General features: G+C 72.1%; 16 protein-coding genes. 7 read left to right on the forward strand and 9 right to left on the reverse strand.

The genetic code is table 11. From position 1 onward, the window contains the following. Positions 1 to 20 precede the first annotated feature (20 nt). Complete coding sequence (locus AB0J66_RS39740) at positions 21 to 1,472, forward strand: protein kinase (RefSeq protein ID WP_364672318.1); 1,452 nt, start codon at positions 21 to 23, stop codon at positions 1,470 to 1,472. A gap of 50 nt (positions 1,473 to 1,522) precedes the next feature. Here AB0J66_RS39740 and AB0J66_RS39745 read toward each other — a convergent pair whose 3' ends face one another. From AB0J66_RS39745 to AB0J66_RS39765, 5 genes are all read right to left on the reverse strand, one after another. Further along, complete coding sequence (locus tag AB0J66_RS39745) at positions 1,523 to 1,789, reverse strand: hypothetical protein (protein WP_364672319.1); 267 nt, start codon at positions 1,787 to 1,789, stop codon at positions 1,523 to 1,525. 28 nt (positions 1,790 to 1,817) lie between these two features. After that, positions 1,818 to 2,174: a PRC-barrel domain-containing protein gene (locus AB0J66_RS39750; RefSeq protein WP_364672321.1), complete on the reverse strand. Its 357-nt coding sequence runs from the start codon at positions 2,172 to 2,174 to the stop codon at positions 1,818 to 1,820. A 65-nt stretch (positions 2,175 to 2,239) separates the two neighbouring features. Then, positions 2,240 to 3,079, reverse strand: coding sequence for a hypothetical protein (locus tag AB0J66_RS39755; protein ID WP_364672322.1), 840 nt, complete (start codon positions 3,077 to 3,079; stop codon positions 2,240 to 2,242). A gap of 39 nt (positions 3,080 to 3,118) precedes the next feature. Beyond that, a complete protein-coding gene (locus AB0J66_RS39760) occupies positions 3,119 to 3,451 on the reverse strand; it encodes a carboxypeptidase-like regulatory domain-containing protein (RefSeq protein WP_364672324.1) in 333 nt (110 codons plus the stop codon). After that, a complete protein-coding gene (locus AB0J66_RS39765; RefSeq protein WP_364672326.1) occupies positions 3,448 to 4,470 on the reverse strand; it encodes a M12 family metallopeptidase in 1,023 nt (340 codons plus the stop codon). The genes AB0J66_RS39760 and AB0J66_RS39765 overlap by 4 nt, the downstream gene beginning before the upstream one ends. 252 nt (positions 4,471 to 4,722) lie before the next feature. Here AB0J66_RS39765 and AB0J66_RS39770 point away from each other — a divergent pair, with 252 nt between their 5' ends. Together AB0J66_RS39770 and AB0J66_RS39775 are read left to right on the forward strand one after the other, a co-directional pair. Further along, on the forward strand, positions 4,723 to 5,352 hold the full coding sequence (locus tag AB0J66_RS39770) for a DUF3159 domain-containing protein (RefSeq protein WP_364672328.1): 630 nt from the start codon (positions 4,723 to 4,725) through the stop codon (positions 5,350 to 5,352). A 63-nt stretch (positions 5,353 to 5,415) separates the two neighbouring features. Then, positions 5,416 to 5,910 (forward strand): universal stress protein, encoded by a 495-nt coding sequence (locus AB0J66_RS39775; protein ID WP_364672330.1) that lies wholly within the window; start codon positions 5,416 to 5,418, stop codon positions 5,908 to 5,910. Here the strand turns inward: AB0J66_RS39775 and AB0J66_RS39780 are convergent. Beyond that, positions 5,855 to 6,946 carry a glycosyltransferase gene (locus AB0J66_RS39780; protein ID WP_364672332.1) on the reverse strand — a complete coding sequence of 364 codons (1,092 nt, stop codon included), beginning with the start codon at positions 6,944 to 6,946 and terminating at the stop codon, positions 5,855 to 5,857. The two genes, AB0J66_RS39775 and AB0J66_RS39780, sit on opposite strands and share 56 nt — an antisense overlap. Then, a complete protein-coding gene (locus AB0J66_RS39785) occupies positions 6,943 to 7,938 on the reverse strand; it encodes a glucosyl-3-phosphoglycerate synthase (RefSeq protein WP_364672333.1) in 996 nt (331 codons plus the stop codon). The genes AB0J66_RS39780 and AB0J66_RS39785 overlap by 4 nt, the downstream gene beginning before the upstream one ends. 199 nt (positions 7,939 to 8,137) lie before the next feature. On the opposite strand from AB0J66_RS39785, the gene AB0J66_RS39790 reads away from it, so the two are divergent. Both AB0J66_RS39790 and AB0J66_RS39795 read left to right on the forward strand, forming a co-directional pair. Beyond that, positions 8,138 to 9,100, forward strand: coding sequence for a Gfo/Idh/MocA family oxidoreductase (locus AB0J66_RS39790; RefSeq protein WP_364672335.1), 963 nt, complete (start codon positions 8,138 to 8,140; stop codon positions 9,098 to 9,100). Then, positions 9,093 to 10,169 (forward strand): zinc-binding alcohol dehydrogenase, encoded by a 1,077-nt coding sequence (locus tag AB0J66_RS39795; RefSeq protein WP_364672336.1) that lies wholly within the window; start codon positions 9,093 to 9,095, stop codon positions 10,167 to 10,169. Before AB0J66_RS39790 ends, AB0J66_RS39795 begins: the two co-directional genes overlap by 8 nt. Positions 10,170 to 10,299: 130 nt before the next feature. Here AB0J66_RS39795 and AB0J66_RS39800 read toward each other — a convergent pair whose 3' ends face one another. Beyond that, on the reverse strand, positions 10,300 to 12,216 hold the full coding sequence (locus tag AB0J66_RS39800) for an ATP-binding protein (protein ID WP_364672338.1): 1,917 nt from the start codon (positions 12,214 to 12,216) through the stop codon (positions 10,300 to 10,302). Between the two features lie 18 nt (positions 12,217 to 12,234). After that, positions 12,235 to 12,609, reverse strand: a complete 375-nt coding sequence (locus tag AB0J66_RS39805; RefSeq protein ID WP_364672340.1) for a response regulator — start codon at positions 12,607 to 12,609, stop codon at positions 12,235 to 12,237. A gap of 406 nt (positions 12,610 to 13,015) precedes the next feature. Here AB0J66_RS39805 and AB0J66_RS39810 point away from each other — a divergent pair, with 406 nt between their 5' ends. Together AB0J66_RS39810 and AB0J66_RS39815 are read left to right on the forward strand one after the other, a co-directional pair. Then, complete coding sequence (locus tag AB0J66_RS39810) at positions 13,016 to 13,246, forward strand: hypothetical protein (protein WP_364672342.1); 231 nt, start codon at positions 13,016 to 13,018, stop codon at positions 13,244 to 13,246. A gap of 263 nt (positions 13,247 to 13,509) precedes the next feature. Then, a complete protein-coding gene (locus AB0J66_RS39815; RefSeq protein WP_364672344.1) occupies positions 13,510 to 15,501 on the forward strand; it encodes an anthranilate synthase family protein in 1,992 nt (663 codons plus the stop codon). Positions 15,502 to 15,623 lie beyond the last annotated feature (122 nt).

Raw genomic sequence — 15,623 nt, forward strand, 5'->3', positions numbered from 1 at the left:
ACGGCCATGGGGAGGTCGCAGTGCAACTGCTCGCGGGACGCTACAAGATGAGGGAAGCCCTCGGTGAGGGCTCCAGCGCCGTCGTCCACTACGGCTTCGACAGTACGCTCAAGCGTCCCGTCGCGATCAAGATGTTCCACCCTTACGTCTCGGACGCCGGTGACGGCCCGGCCGACGTGCTGCGTGAGGCGCGCACCTCGGCCGGCCTGAACCACCCGAACATCGCCCAGGTCTACGACTACGGCGAGGTCATCGACGGCACGGAGCGGACCCCGTTCCTGGTCATGGAGTTCCTCGACGGCGAGACCCTGGCCGACCGGCTGGCCCGCACCGGCGCCCTGCGCTGGCGCCAGGCCGCGTCGATCGCCGCCGACACCGCGGCCGCGCTGGCCCACGCCCACTCGCAGGAGCTGGTCCACCGCGACGTCAACCCGCGCAACATCATGCTCACCCCGGACGGCGTGAAGGTCCTCGACTTCGGGATCGCCATCGCGGCCGGCGGCAACAGCATCGACACCAACGGCGGCATCTGGGGCAGCGTGGCCCACCTCGCCCCCGAGCAGCTGCGCGGCGAGCCGACGTACCCGGCCGCCGACGTCTACGCGCTCGGCCTGCTGCTGTTCGAGTGCCTCACCGGCGCCCGGGCCTGGCCCGGCACGCTCGGCGAGATCCTGGCCAACCGCCACGAGCGCCCGGCCCCGCGCCTGCCCCGGATCAGCGGCCTGCCCAAGGACATCATCCGGCTGTACGAGGCCTGCACCGCCGAGGACCCGCAGGAGCGCCCCACCGCCGAGTCGGTCGCCGAGACCCTCCGCAGCCTCAGCGGCCCGGCCCCGCTGACCCGCACCGAGCACCAGCTCCCGATGCTGCGCGGCGCGGCCGACTGGGCCCCGCTCGGCGTGACCGCGACCCCGGCCAAACCGGCCCGCCGCCCGATCGGCCGCCGCCGCGCCGCTCTGGTGGGGGCCCTGGCCGCGGTGGCGACGGTGCTCAGCATCCTCGGCCTGCAGCTGGCCAACGGCGGCAAGACCCCCGGCGGCAAGCCGGCCGAGGCCGCCGTGGAAAGCCCTCACCCGGCGGCGACCTCGCCGCGCCCCAGCAGCCCGGCAGCCACGACGCCGGCGACCTCCGCCCCGGTCTACCAGCAGGTGGAGAAGACCGAGACCCCGGCCCGCAACAAGACGAAGAAGCCGCGCAAGTCGCCGTCGGCCAAACCGTCGAAGAAGCCGACGACCCCGTCGGCCACGCCGAGCAGCACGCCGTCGTCCTCGCCGAAGCCGACCGACCCGCCGCCGTCGCAGACCCCGGACCCGACGGACCCGGCCACCGACCCGACCGAGCAGCCGACCGACCCGGAGACGACCCCGCCGACCGAGGACACGACGCCGCCGACCACTCCCACCACGACGAAGTCGACCGGCGACCAAACCGGCCAGGCCGAGTCGTCGACGGAGAACTCCCTCGTCGCCTGAAACACGTCGTTCCGAGAGCGCGCCTTCCCGAAGGGAGGGCGCGCTTTTTCTTACCGCAGGAAGCCGCTCACCACTCGGGCTTGCTCTCGTCCGACGGCGCGGCCGGCCCGGGCGGCCGGCCCACGAGTGGCCGGCGACAGCGGATTGGTGCCGAACGCCTCCACCGACGCCTGACCGGCCCAGATCACGTGGCTCTCACCGGGCCGCAGCGTGTCCAGCTCCGCGTCTGGATCCTCGTCGGCGAGACCACGCGGCACGCCGAGCTCCCAGGCGATGCCGGCCACTCCCCCGCCCGCCGGCACAAGCGCATCGATCACGCTCCGACGCCACTCCGGGGCGGAGCGCTCAGCGGCGGGCCAGGCGGCGGGCGCCGGAAAGGCCGGGCTCGAACGGGATGTTGTAGTGGGCGAAGACGTTCGGCTCCTCGGTGGCGGCCAGCTCGCCGTCCAGCTCGATGCTGGGGGCGTCGGTGACCTGCTTCTTGCCGAACTGGACCCGTACGGCCTTGGGGGTCACCGTGGCCCCGGCCAGCGGGACGAAGACCAGGCGGTGGCGGCCGATGAAGCCGACACGCACAGTGGCGTACGACGGCTCGTCGTTGAGCGTGTCGACGTAGACCGCCTCGAGCTCGCCGATCTTGGAGCCCTCGGGGTCGATGACGTTTTCGCCGCGCCAGTCGCGCAGGTTCTCAGCTGGAAACACGTTGTTTGCTTGCCCGCACCGGCACGGTCGAAACCCTCGCCTACGACGCGGCCGTAGCCGATGCGTCAACGGCGAAGCGGGATGGGATTGTCGTCAGGCAATATCTGCCAGGCCCGCTCGGCCAGCGGCGTCAGCACCTCGACGGCCGCGTCACCCCTCTGCCGCCACGGCGCCTCTGCGAGGCGATCAGTCAAGATCTCCACTTCGCCGTACGCCTCGCGGCCGGCCGCCGTCGCCACGCCCTCGGCGTCCAGCCACCCGCGTTTCCGCAGCCGACCGGCCGCGGCAGCCCATTCCCCGTCGCTCCAGCCGCGGGCGGGCTGGGTGACCTCGCGCAGCCGCCCGCCGTCGAGCCCGACCCGCCACACCAGCGACTCGCAGCCGTCGACGCCGGCCGTCAGCAGCGCCGCCACGTGCCCGTCGCCCCGGTGCTCACGCAGGATCGTCGCCGCGTGCCAGAGCCGGGCGACCGGTTGCTCCGGCCACGGCAGATCGGCGTGCGCGGCGGCCAGCACCCGCCCCGGCAGATCGGCCGCTTGCGCCGCTTCCTCCAGCAGATCCACCGCGGCCACCACAGTGGACGTCGGCAGACCCTCGAACAACTCACTCAGAGCCGCACTCGCCCCCGCGGCCCGGGCCGCGACCGCTGCCTCGGGCGTGATCCGCTCCCACACGCCCGGCAGCGCCCGCGCCACCATGCCCGGCGCGAACCCGAAGAACGCCGCCGTCACCGGCCCCGCCCCCACCGGCCCGAGCGCCGCCGCCCGCCCGGCGAAGTACCGCCGCCAGAACCCGGTCAGCCCGGCCGCCTCGAAGGCCGCCCCAGCCTGCGGCGTGAAGTAGGTGACGGCGTGCAGCGGCTCGAACAGCGACCAGATCCGGCGCGGCGTAGACGGCTCGTTCATCGTCGTAGTCAACGGCTCATCGCGGGCCGGGGCAAGCGGCTAGCGCAGTTTGACGTCGACCGTCTCCCAGCTTCCCTCGGTGACGGTGATGCCGACGGTGGCGGGGCTGTGGTCCGGGGCGGTGAACTCGAGCTCCCAGACGCCGGGGTCCAGGGGCCAGTTGTAGCGGCCGTCGACGTCGGTCGTGACGGCCTCCAGGTTGACCGAGCGGCTCGGCTGGACCGCGCGGCGGAACACGGTCGCGTCGGTGACGGGGGCGCCGGCGCTGTCGAGGACGCGGCCGCGTACCCCCTCCTCGGCCTGCGGCGAGGGGTCGTCGCAGGCGCCGAGGAGCAGACAGACCGCCATCAGGGCGATGCTCAGTCTGTTCACCAGTGCATGACCGCGGATTCTCCGGACGCCCACGAGTAATAGAGTCGCACCCGGACGACATAACGGCGACCCGAGAACAGCTTGACGGTGATCAGGGCGTTGCGGTCCTCGCCGCTGTCGTCGTCGCCGGCCAGGTACCGCAGCTCGCCGTCGACCTCCTCGAAGAGCACCAGCACGACGTCGGCCGCGCCGAACGTGCCGATGCTGTACTCCCGGCTCGCCTCGGGGACGATCTCGGCGTTGAACTGATCGCGCGGCTTCAGCGACATCGCGGTCGACTGGAACGGGGTCAGGCGCGGCAGTTGCGGCTGCAGCGACGGATACCAGAGAAGCACCTGTTCCTGGTCGATCTTCGAAATGGAACCGGGCGGCCGGATGCCGTTCTTGTATTCGTCCGGGCTGATCACCAGGCCCCCCGGGAAGCTGTATTCCATCACCGAGTCGGGATCCCAGTCGGAGCCCTTCACCTCGCGCGGGTCGAGCTTGCGGAGCACATTGTGGAACGTGACGTCCCGCGGCCAATTGTTGGGCGGCCCACCCAGGAACGCGTAAACGGCCTCCTCGTCCCAGACGATGCCGGCGTTCGGGTTCTGGTGCTCGTGGGGCATGCCGAGCGTGTGGCCGATCTCGTGCCGGGCCGTCGTCCGCCCGTACGGCGTGGTCAGATCCCACCCGAAGTTCATGGTCCGGTCGTTCTGCCCGATCTGCAGCACGTCGCGGCCGAGGTAGGACCACGAGCCGTCGCCCTGCTCGAAACCGATGCGTACCTCCGCCTCGGCCGGGCTGGTCACCTCGGCGAAGTCGAGCCCGATGCCGATGTCCTTCCACTCCGCGAACGACTCCCGGACCACGGCCTTCTGGTCGTCGTGGCCGCTCTCCATGAAGGCGTACCGCAGCTTCGTCCCGTTGGCCCACATCGAGCGCCCCACCACGATCGCCCGCTGCTGCTCGGCCGGCAGGTCCGCCCGCAACACCGGCAGCGTCCGCGGCGGCGCGGCGCAATACCTCAGCTTTTCCATGGCATGCCTCTCCCCCCAAAGAAAAAGCACAGAATAAAATGCCCGCCGAAAATGTCTTAGCGGTCGGCGCGGCAGAAAACCTGGGCCAAGCTTTCTCTTGATTTCTTGGTCAAGTCAATGACCCGCGGGAGCGTTGTCGGGAAACCGTCGAGCGGGTATCAAGCGGCGCCGTGCTCGCCTCCCGCCAACCCTCCAAGGTCATCGGAACGGGCTGCGGTTAGGCTTTCCTAACTTCGAAGAACGGGGTGGGGGATGGCGCAGCCGGAGTCGCTGTCGGAGCTGCTGAACGGGCGGCGCGCGGCGATCGACGCCACCGTGCCGGCCGCCGGGTACGTCCTGGGATGGCTGGCCGCCGGGCGCTCGATCGGGTTCGGAGCCGCCGTGGCGGTCGTCTGCGCGCTCGCCATCTCGTGGTGGCGGCTACGGCACGGCGACAAACCGCGGGCGGTGCTGATCGGGCTCCTCGGCGTGTGCGTGGCGGCGCTGATCGCGCTGCGCACGGGCAACGCGGCCGACTTCTTCCTGCTCCAGCTGTTCAGCAACGCGGCCAGCGCGCTCGCCTGGGCGGTCAGCATCGTGATCCGCTGGCCCCTGCTCGGCGTGATCGTCGGTGCGGTGCTCGGCCAGAAGACCCGCTGGCGGCGCGATCCGGCGCTGCTACGGGCGTACCTGCGCGGCAGTTGGATCTGGGTCCTGCAGTATCTGATCCGGGTCGCGGTCTTCCTCCCCCTCTACGCGGCCGACCAGGTCACGGCGCTGGGCGTGGCCCGCGTCGCGCTGACGTGGCCGCTGGTCGCGGCCTGCCTCGCGGTCAGCTGGTGGGTGATCCGCCGCTCCCTGCCGGCCGGCCATCCCGGCCTGCGTCACCCCGTCGCCGCATAAAAAAGGCGTCAACAAAGGGCGCCCGCTCTGGCATCCGGGCAGCGCCCGAGTCACCGTTGCCCGGTGAGCGATTCGAAGGTCATCCTCGGGGTGTCGTGTTCGCTTCCCGGGCTCGAGGCCCTGCGCTTCGCGGTGCGCCAGGCGCGGCGCCGTGACGTCCCGCTGCTGGCCGTACGAGCGTGGATGCTGAACACCGGCCCGCGGTCCCAGCCGAGCCTGGAGTGGGAGCGCGCGCTGGCCGCCGAGGCCCGGCGCCGCGTCGACGAGGCGTTCCGCGAGGCCCTCGGCACGACCCCGGCCGAGTTCGGCGCGATGGTGCGGGTGCCGTCCGGCAGTGCCGCCGCGGCCCTGCGGCACTACGTGACCGGCCCGGACGACCTGATCGTGCTGGGCGCGGCCACCAGCCGCTGGTGGGGTGGCGGCACGGTCCGCCGCTGCGTCCGCGCCGCCGCCTGCCCGGTGATCGTCGTGCCGCCGCCGGCCCTGGCCCGCCTGACCGGGACTACCCGAGCCGTTCGTAGATCTTTGCATACGCTGCCGCCATCACTGCAGGTGTGAATCGTCGCGCCGCCTCGGCCCGGCACTCCCGCTCGTCGATGGTCCCGGCCGCCGTCACCAGGTCGCCGAGCTCGTCCTCGTCGGTGGTGAGCAGGCCGGTCCGGCCGTGCTCGACCAGCTCGGGCAGGCAGCCGCGGACGATACCCACCACCGGCGTGCCCAGCGCGAGCGACTCGACGACCGCCGTGCCGCCGGGCTCGTTCCAGCGCAGCGGGAACAGCGCCGCCCGGGCGCCGGCCACCAGCTCGTCGCGGGCCTTGCCGGTCACCGTGCCGATCCAGCGCACCCGCACGCCGTCCACGTAGGGGGCGACCCGCTCGTGCCAGAACGCGACGTCCGGGTTGCTCGGATCGGCGGCGGCCAGATCCTCCGGGTTGTGGCAGGGCCCGACCGGACCGGCCAGCACCAGGTCGAAACCCTTCTCATGAGCCAGGCGGGCGGCGAGGTCCTGTCCCTTGCCCGGGTTGATACGGCCCAGGACCACGGCGTACGCCTCCTTGCGCACCCGCTCCTTCTTGTCGGCGCCGACGGCGAGTGGGGTCGCCAGGTGCACGTGCCCCACGGACAGCCGGCGCAGCGCCTCGGGGGCGTGACTCAGCTGATCCGCCGAGACTCCGTTGACCCGCACGCGGCCGGTGACCGACCCGTACAGCTCCGGGTGTTTCTGCAGGTCCCAGTGCAGGGTGTGCAGTGTCGGCAGTTCCAGCGCGGCCATCGTCGTCAGGCCGGCCGCCTCGACATGGTCGTGCACGAGGTCGATGTCGCCCTCCTGCACCCGCCGCGCGATCAGGTGCTGATGCGCCGGGACAACCCCGCAGACCTGGTTGTACGGACGTTGGAGCAGCGGGAACTGCCCCCGGGGAAAGATCGCGACCCGCTCGTCCACCGGCAACTCGCTGTCGCCGACGGTCGCGAGGACCACCTCGATGCCGAGCGCCCGTAACTCGGGCACGAGCGTGGCGACGACGTTCTCGATGCCGCCGTAGCCCCGCGGCGGCACCGGCAGCCAGGGACCCGCGTTGACGAGGACCCTCATGCGACCCGTACCGCCTCGCGCAGGGTCGCCAGCGGCGGTCGCTCCTGAACGCCGACGTCGGTGACCACGATGTCCCGGTTGAGGTGGGGCAGCCCCTCTCCGCCGCCCCGCCGGAACTGGGTGAGCAGCGTGCTCGGCGGCAACGGCTCGGCGACCAGGCCACGGCGGTGCAGGCGGCCCCAGGCGGTCACCATGATCTGCGCGGACATCCGGCTCAAGGCCTCGATGCCCTGATGCCGGTGGTGGCGCTCACCGAGGTCGACCTGGGCCAGCGCGTCCAGGCCGACGAGGTCGAGCAGGTCGATCAGCATGGCGATCTCGACGCCGTAGCCGGAGACGAACGGGATCCGCTCCAGCGTGGCCCGGCGGCCCGCGTACTCCCCGGCCAGTGGCTGGACGAAGCCGGCGAGCTCGGGCCAGAACAGGTTGATCAGGGGACGAGCCCCGAGCTCGGTGACCCGGCCGCCGCCGTCCACCTCCACGCCGTCGGTCCGGACCAGCGGGCGGTGGTAGAAGCCCTTGACGAACTCGACGGAGCCGTCGGTGAGCAGCGGGCCGAGCAGCCCGGTGACGAAGCTGTCGGAGAAGTCGCGCAGGTCGCCGTCGACGAAGGCGACGACATCGCCCGTGCTGGCGGCCAGCCCGGCCCAGAGCGCGTCGCCCTTGCCCTCCATCCGCGGCAGGCCCCGGGTGATCTCGTCCTGGGCGACGACGCGGGCGCCCGCCGCGCGGGCCACCTCGGCGGTGGCGTCGGTCGACCGGGAGTCGACGACGACGATCTCGTCGACCAGGGGCACCCGCTCGACGAGGCCGCGCCGGATGACGGCCACGATGTCGCCGATGGTCGCCTCCTCGTTCCGGGCGGGGATCACGACGCTGACCCGCGAGTCGCCCTTGCGGCGGGCGAGCTGCCGCGCCGTCCACTGTGACGTGTTGCCGGTGCGGTAGGTGGCCCACGCCTCGACCACGGGCAGGGCATTGAGTTGCTGCATGAGACCCCCGAACGTGCGTCTGAAGATCGCTCACCTTTGCCCAGTCGAGTGGAGATCAACCTTGATTCCCGATGACCAACACGTGACGGCCACCTGGGAAAACGCTGATCAACGTTTCGGTTCTGAAACAGCGGGGAGATCTCGGCTCGTTGATCGCGTGTGAGGGGTTGGGGTTCAGATGACGGCGGTAAGGGTCGGATTGGTCGGCGCGGGCGGGGTCGCGCAGCGGCATGCCCGCGTGCTCTCCGGATTGCCGGACGTGCAGTTGACGGGCGTCACGGACGTCGTGCAGGAGGCTGCTTCGGCGCTGGCTTCGGCCCACGGCGCGAAGGTTCTGCCGGACGTGGAGGCGCTGCTGTCGGAGGGTGTCGACGCGGTTTACGTGTGCGTACCGCCGTTCGCGCACGGGCCGGCCGAACGCGCCGTGATCGCGGCCGGCGTGCCACTCTTCGTGGAAAAGCCTATTGGCCTTGATCGAGACATAGCGACCGATCTCGCCGCCGATATCGCAGCCAGCAAGCTCATCACTGCGGTGGGTCACCACTGGCGATATCTGTCGATTGTTGACAAAGCTCGCGAAATCCTCGCCGGCCGGGAGGTGCGGCTGGTGAGCGGAGCCTGGCTCGACAAGGTGCCGCCGGTCGGATGGTGGCCGCACCGCGACCGCTCCGGCGGGCCCGTGGTGGAACAGGCTGCGCACGTGCTCGACCTGGCGCGGTACCTCGTCGGAGAGGTCACCCAGGTCACCGCGATGGGCAGCGGGATCCCACCGGCCGTCCCGGGATCCACCGAAGGCCCCCGGCCGGACATCGACGGATCAACGGTGGCGACTCTGCGGTTCGCCGGCGGCGCGGTGGGCACCCTTGCGGCGACCTGCGTGCTCGGCTGGAAGGAACGGGCCGGGCTGGAGATCTTCGCGGACGGGCTGGCCCTGTCAGTGACGGAGAACGGCCTCACGGTCCGCTCCGGCGACGACATCACCACCCACGACGGCGACCCCGAAGCGGCCCGGATCGCGGTCGACGCCACGTTCATCGACGCCGTCCGCGGCGAGACGCCGGCACCGGACATCCGGGTGCCGTACGCCGAGGCGCTGCGCACCCACGAGCTGGCGCTGGCCGTGGCCGCGTCCGCCGCGACTTCAAGGACCGTCGATGTCTGACCGCAACCTGGTGATCCCGGCGCCGGGACGGCTCGAAATCGTGACGGAGCCGGTGGAACCCGGCCCGTTCCGGGTCCGGACCCTCTACAGCGGGGTGTCGGCGGGAACCGAGCTGAGCTTCGTGAAAGGTACAAACCCGGCGCTGCACGCGGGCTTCGACCCCGTCCTGGGGTTGTTTGGCGGGTCCGCCACAGCGGCCTATCCGGTACGGCGGCTCGGCTACATGGAAGTCGGGCAAGTCGTGGAAAGCCAGACCCCGGCGGTCGCCGAAGGGCAGGTGGTGGCGATGACGTACGGGCATCGCAGCGGCTTCACCGGTGACCCGCTACGCGACCGCGTCGTACCGCTGCCGGCGGACCTCGATCCGCTGCTCGGCATCTACGTGGCCCACATGGGGCCGATCTGCGCCAATGGACTGCTGCACGCCGCCTTCGAATATCACGGGCCGGCAGTGCGAGGACTGGGCGACGGGGTGGCCGGCAAACGGGTAGTGGTCACCGGGGCGGGAGTGGTCGGGCTGCTCACGGCACTGTTCGCCCGCTTCCACGGTGCGGCCTCCGTGGTGGTGGTCGACCCGACGCCGGAACGGCTGGCAGTGGCATCGGCGCTCGGCCTGGACACCCTCGCCAGCGACGACGGCGACCCGGCGGTGACGTTGAAGACGGCATGGCGGCACACGGCGGACGACCGCGGAGCCGACGTGGTCTTCCAATGCCGCGGGCAGGCGTCGGCCCTGCACACGGCGCTGCGGCTGCTCCGGCCGCAGGGCACGGTCATCGACCTGGCCTTCTACCAGGGCGGCGCGGGAGACTTGGAGCTGGGCGCGGAGTTCCACCACAACGGGCTGGCCATCCGCTGCGCCCAGATCGGCCGCGTCCCGCGGGGCCTGGCCCCGACCTGGGACCGCGAGCGCCTGTCGGCCGCGACCATCGAGCTGCTCCGCACGTACGGCGCAGCGATCCGCAACCACCTGGTCACTGCGGTGGTCCCGTTCGACGAGGGACCCCAACTGCTCACCGACCTGGCCGCCCGCCACCGCCAGGAGCTCCAGGCAGTCCTGGAGTTCTGACCCAGCCGCCTATCCCACCCCGCGCGGCCCTTCTGCCGCCACCCCCGCGGTCCCTCTGCCCAGCCACCCCGCGCGGCCCTTCTGCCGCCACCCCCGCGGTCCCTCTGCCCAGCCACCCCGCGCGGCCCTTCTACCCGCCATCCCGCGTTGTCCCTCTGCCCGCCCACCGGCGCCCGCGCCCACTGCTGCCCACCGCGCGGGCGCCGGTGGCGTCAGCGTTTGCGGGCCGCGCTGTCCCGCCCGGTCCGGACGAAGTGGGGACGAGGTCGGCCATGGGCAGGGTCACGGTCACGGTGGTGCCGATGTTCTCGGTCGAGCGGACCTCGATGCTGCCGTCGTGGTTGGCGAGGATGGTGTGCACGATCGCCAAACCGAGACCGGTGCCGGGCACCGCCTGCCGGATGGCGTTGCTCGCCCGGAAGAACCGGCCGAACAGCGTCTCCTGCTCCGGCTCAGGGATGCCCATCCCGGTATCGGCGATCACCAGAACGGCCTGATCTCCGCGCTGCCCGGCGCTGACGGTGACGCTCCCCTCGGCCGGGGTGAACTTCACGGCGTTGGAGAGCAGGTTGTCGAGCACCCGATCGAGCTGACCGGAGTCACCGCGGACCGTGACCGGGCCCCGCACATCGACGTGCAGGCCGACCAGGGCCTTGGCCGCGGCCGGCTCGACCGCCGCAACTCCCCGGAGCACCACTTCGGCCAGGTCGAGCGGCCCTCTCATCGTCCGGAAGTCGCCCGACTCGATCTGCGACAGCGTCAGGATGTCCTCGATCAGGTCACGCAGCCGCCGGGCGTTGCGGGCGATGACGTCGAGCATCCGCTCCTGAGCGGCGGTCAGCTGCCCCGGCTCGGCGTCCCGCATCAGCTCCACGTACCCCGAGATGCTGGTCAACGGCGTCCGAAGCTCATGCGAAACCGTCGACATGAAGTCGGTCTTGACCGTGTCGATCTCATGCAGCCGAGCCGACACCAGCTCCTCGTGACGCCGCACCTCCGCGGTCCGCTCCGCCGCCGCATCGAGCGCCTCGGCGATGGCCCGGATCTCCGCCGGCCCCTGCCGCGCGGCCTCACTCTCCGCCGACCCCTGACTCGCGGTCCCACCCTTCGCCAGGCCCTGCCCGGCGGTCTCGCTCTCCGCCGGCCCTTGCCCCGCGGTCCCGCCCTTCGCCAGGCCCTGTCCCGCGGTCCCACCCTTCGCCAGGCTCTGCCCCGCGGTTCCGCTCTCCGCCGGTCCCGGTCCCGCGGTCCCACCCTCCGTCGGGCCCTGCCGCGTCCCCTCCTCGGGCTCGGCCCCGGCGCCACGTCCTGTCCCGCTCCAGCTTCCGAACCCACCTGCCGTGGTGGCGTCCGGCCCGGCGTCTGTGCCGCTCCCGCGTTCGGCGGCCGCTTTTCTCTCCGCTTCGGCCACGATCGCGGTCAGCGGGCCGACGATCCGGCGCCGGGTGCGCACGGCCGTGATGATCGCGACGGCGGCGGCCCCCAGGCTGAGCGCCGCAACCAGCCCGATCGTCACCCACCGGAGCGCGTCGGCCCGGTCGAGCAGCTCGCCCGCCTGCTCGTCGGCGGCGTTCCGCAGCTCGTCGTTGGCCGCCACAAAGGCGTGGAAGAGTGGTTCGCTCTGCGCGGCGTACGCGATGGCTTCGTCGCTGCCCGGCGCCGCCCGCCGCTGCTGGTCGGCGATCACCCACCAGCTGTCGGCCCGGTCGATCTGGCCGGCGGCGGCCGCGGTGGCCCGGCCGGCCCCGAGCCGGATCAGCTCGTCGCCGACCAGCCCGTACTCGCTGCGGGCCACGTCATAGGTGTCGAGCATCCGCTCGTCCCCGGTCAGCGTGTAGCCCCTCAGCCCCGCCTGGGCATCCGTGAGCACCACCCGTAGATCGGCGTTGGCTCGCTGCAGCGGCTGGACCTCGGTGGCGAGCTCCCGCTCCGCGTGATGCTCCACCAGCACCGCGCCCAGCTCGACAGCCCCGCACCCGGCGACCAGAACGACCAGGCCCGCGAAGGCCCGGGTCAGCAGCCGGCCGACCGAGCTCTCACGTCGCATCATCCCGCCGCGTGCCGATCACGCCCGGGCTCGGCTCAGCAGCGCCTGGATCCGGGAAACGAGCTCACGCGGGCTGAACGGCTTGGTCACGTAGTCGTCGGCCCCGGCGCTGAACCCACCCTCGACGTCCTGCTCCTGCACCCGGGCGGTGAGCATGATGATCAGAATCCCCGCCGTGGCCGGGTCGGCCCGCAGCATCCGGCACACCTCGATGCCGGACAGCCCCGGCATCGACACGTCCAGCACCGCCAGCGTCGGCTGCCGGCCACGCGCCTGCTCGACGGCGCTCTGCCCGTCCTCGACGGCGATCACCTCGAAGCCCGCCTGCTCCAGCTTGAACGCCACCAGGTCGCGGATGTCGGCGTCGTCGTCGGCAACCAAGACCACCGTCACGGCAATCTCCCTCTGGTTGGTGGACGCAGCTTTCGCTACTTATACGAACCATATCCGCTTGGTCCGACTTACGAGGCCGCTCCGCAAATGCTCAACCCCACCCACCTCCCCGTGCTCTCCCCGGCCAGCCCCCGCATCACCAAGCTTCACCGCACCACTCCGCTCTCACAGGCCTCCCCGCGGCCCGCCCCGCCCGCGCCGCTCGGCTCTCACAGGCCGCCCCGCGGCCCGCTCTCACAGACCTCCCCGCGGCCCGCCTCGCCCGCACCCCACCACCTCGTCCTACCGCGCCGGGTGTTCGTCGGGCCGCAACCCAGCCGCACCCTGGGCGCAGCTCCGCTGCGCCCCCGCTCCGGTGTTCTGTTTGCAGACGCCCACTCGTTTGTGAGCCGGCAGGAGGTTCCAGATGCACGCCGTGATCGACGCCATCCGTACCGAGGCGCTGTTCGCTTCGAACCTGCAGCGTTCCCAGAGCCCCACCCCGGAGCTGATCCGGGCCGCCGTCAACTCGACGGTCGACCGCCTCGGCGAGGCCCGCTGCGCCGAGCTGGTGGCCGAGGAGTTCGGCGAGCACCCGGACTGCGCCATCGGCCGCATGCGCTGGGCCCGCAGCGCCGTCCGCCTCGCCTTCGCCTGACGCCCTCCGCCCGCCGGCCCGCCCCGGGCCGGCGGAGGCGAGCGCCCTGCGGAACACGACGATCCCCGCGTGTCCGTTGCGCCGCACCGGGCCCGGGCCGTACGCTCGGCCGCATGTTGCACGCGCGCTTGAGCATGTGGTGGCCCGCCAGACCGGCGGCCACTTCTCCCCGCGCGTAACCATCCGCGGCCGCCTCCCCGAGGCGGCCGTTTTCGTATGGTCGGACCTCGGCCGGCGCCGCCGAGCCCCGAAAGAGGACCACCATGCGGCCTTTCGCCCTGCTCCACCGGGACGGCGCCGACCACGTCGAAGTGCTGACCGGCGACGTCGTCACCGTGCCCACGCTCGACGACATCCCCCTGCACCGCGGCCGGCCCACCCTGGCCGTCGTGCCCTACCGGCAGATCACCGAGCGCGGCTTCGACTGCGTGGACGACGGCGCCCCGCTCGAGTGCCTCGTAGTGCGCTCGAGGCGCAAGGAGCCGCTGAGTTCCTTCCCGGCCGCCCCGCTCACCGTCCGCGACGGCCACTTCGACATCTCCGACGACGAGTACGGCGCCATCGTCGAGGACGTCCTGCACGACGAGATCGGCCACGGCGAAGGCGCCAACTTCGTGATCCACCGCGTCTTCCACGCCACCGTCGACGGCGACCCGATCGCCGCCGCCCGCGCCGCCTTCGGCCGACTGCTCGCCCACGAACAGGGCACCTACTGGACATTCCTCGTGCACACCGGCACCCGCACCCTGATCGGCGCCACCCCCGAACGCCATGTCAGCGTCGCCGACGGCATCACGATGATGAACCCGATCAGCGGCACCTTCCGGCACGGCTCCGGCGACCTCCTCGACTTCCTGCACGACCCGAAGGAGACCGAGGAGCTCTACATGGTGCTCGACGAGGAACTCAAGATGATGGCGACCGTGGCCGAACACGGCGGCCAGGTCGCCGGCCCCTACCTCAAGCAGATGGCGCACCTGACCCACACCGAATATCTGCTGGCCGGCCGGGGCTCCCTCGACGTCCGCGACGTGCTGCGCGAGACCATGTTCGCGCCGACCGTCACCGGCAGCCCGATCGAGAACGCCTGCCGCGTGATCGCCCGGCACGAACGCCGCGGCCGCCGCTACTACGCCGGCGTCCTGGCCCTGCTCGACCACGACGACCAGGGCCGCCAGACGCTCGACGCCCCGATCCTCATCCGCACCGCCGAGATCTCCCCCGACGGCACCCTGCGCGTCCCGGTCGGGGCCACCCTCGTCCGCCACTCGACCCCGGCCGGCGAGGTCGCCGAGACCCACACCAAGGCCGCCGGCATCCTGGCCGCGCTGGGTGCCACCGCCGTCGGCGCTTCCGCCGTAAGACCGCAGGCCGAGACCCCGGAGATCCGAGCCGCCCTGGCCGCCCGCAACAACGGCCTGGCCCGCTTCTGGCTCGACTCCCGCGCCCCCGGCGCCCTCACCGTCCCGGCTCTCGCCGGCAAGTCGGCCCTGATCGTCGACGGCGAGGACACCTTCACCGCCATGCTCGCCCACCAGCTCAAAGCGCTCGGCCTGACCGTGACCGTCGCCCCCTGGACGGCTTTCCGCCCCGCCCCCGCCCTGCCCGCCGAGCCAGCCGCCCCCGTTCTCCCGGCCGGATCGGTCGCCCCCTCTCCCTCGGCGGGAGCCACCGTCTTCGCTGGCTCGGCCGGATCGGTCGCGGAAGGCGCGGCGGATGGAGCCGAGCCCGACTTCGCCGGGCTGCTCACGGGCGGGTCGTCGCGCATCGATCCGCTCGCCGCCGATCTGGTGGTGGCCGGACCCGGGCCGGGCGACCCGGGTGACTTGGACGATCCGAAGATGGCGGTGATGCGCGGTCTGATCGAGGCCCGCCTGAGCGCGGGCCGCCCCCTGTTCGCCGTGTGCCTCGGGCACGAGATCCTCGCGATGCTGCTCGGGCTGGGGCTGCGCCGTCGCGATGCTCCCTATCAAGGACTGGCCCGCGAGGTCGACCTCTTCGGCGAGCGGCGGACGGTCGGCTTCTACTCCAGCTTCGCCGCGGTCGCGGAAGTGGGCGAGCTCGCCACCGCGCACGGAACGGTGGAGATCGCCCGCGATCCGGTCGACGCGGCCGTGCACGCCCTGCGCGGTCCGGGCTTCGCCGGGGTGCAGTTCCACCCCGAGTCGGTGCTCAGCCGCGACGGCTTGACCGTGCTCGCCGAACTTCTGGCGATATTGATGAGTGACGTGGTTAGCCCGGCCAGGAACGGGTAGCGAAGATGATTGCCGGTGGTTCAAGGGGATCGAGAGCCTCCGCTTGGGCCACCGGCCCGCATCGTCAGCCGGCACCGGCACCGCCCGCGGGCCGCCGGCCGATGCGAGGCCCGGATCCGCGG

Source organism: Actinoplanes sp. NPDC049598, assembly GCF_040675435.1.
In the GTDB taxonomy this organism is placed as follows: domain Bacteria; phylum Actinomycetota; class Actinomycetes; order Mycobacteriales; family Micromonosporaceae; genus Actinoplanes.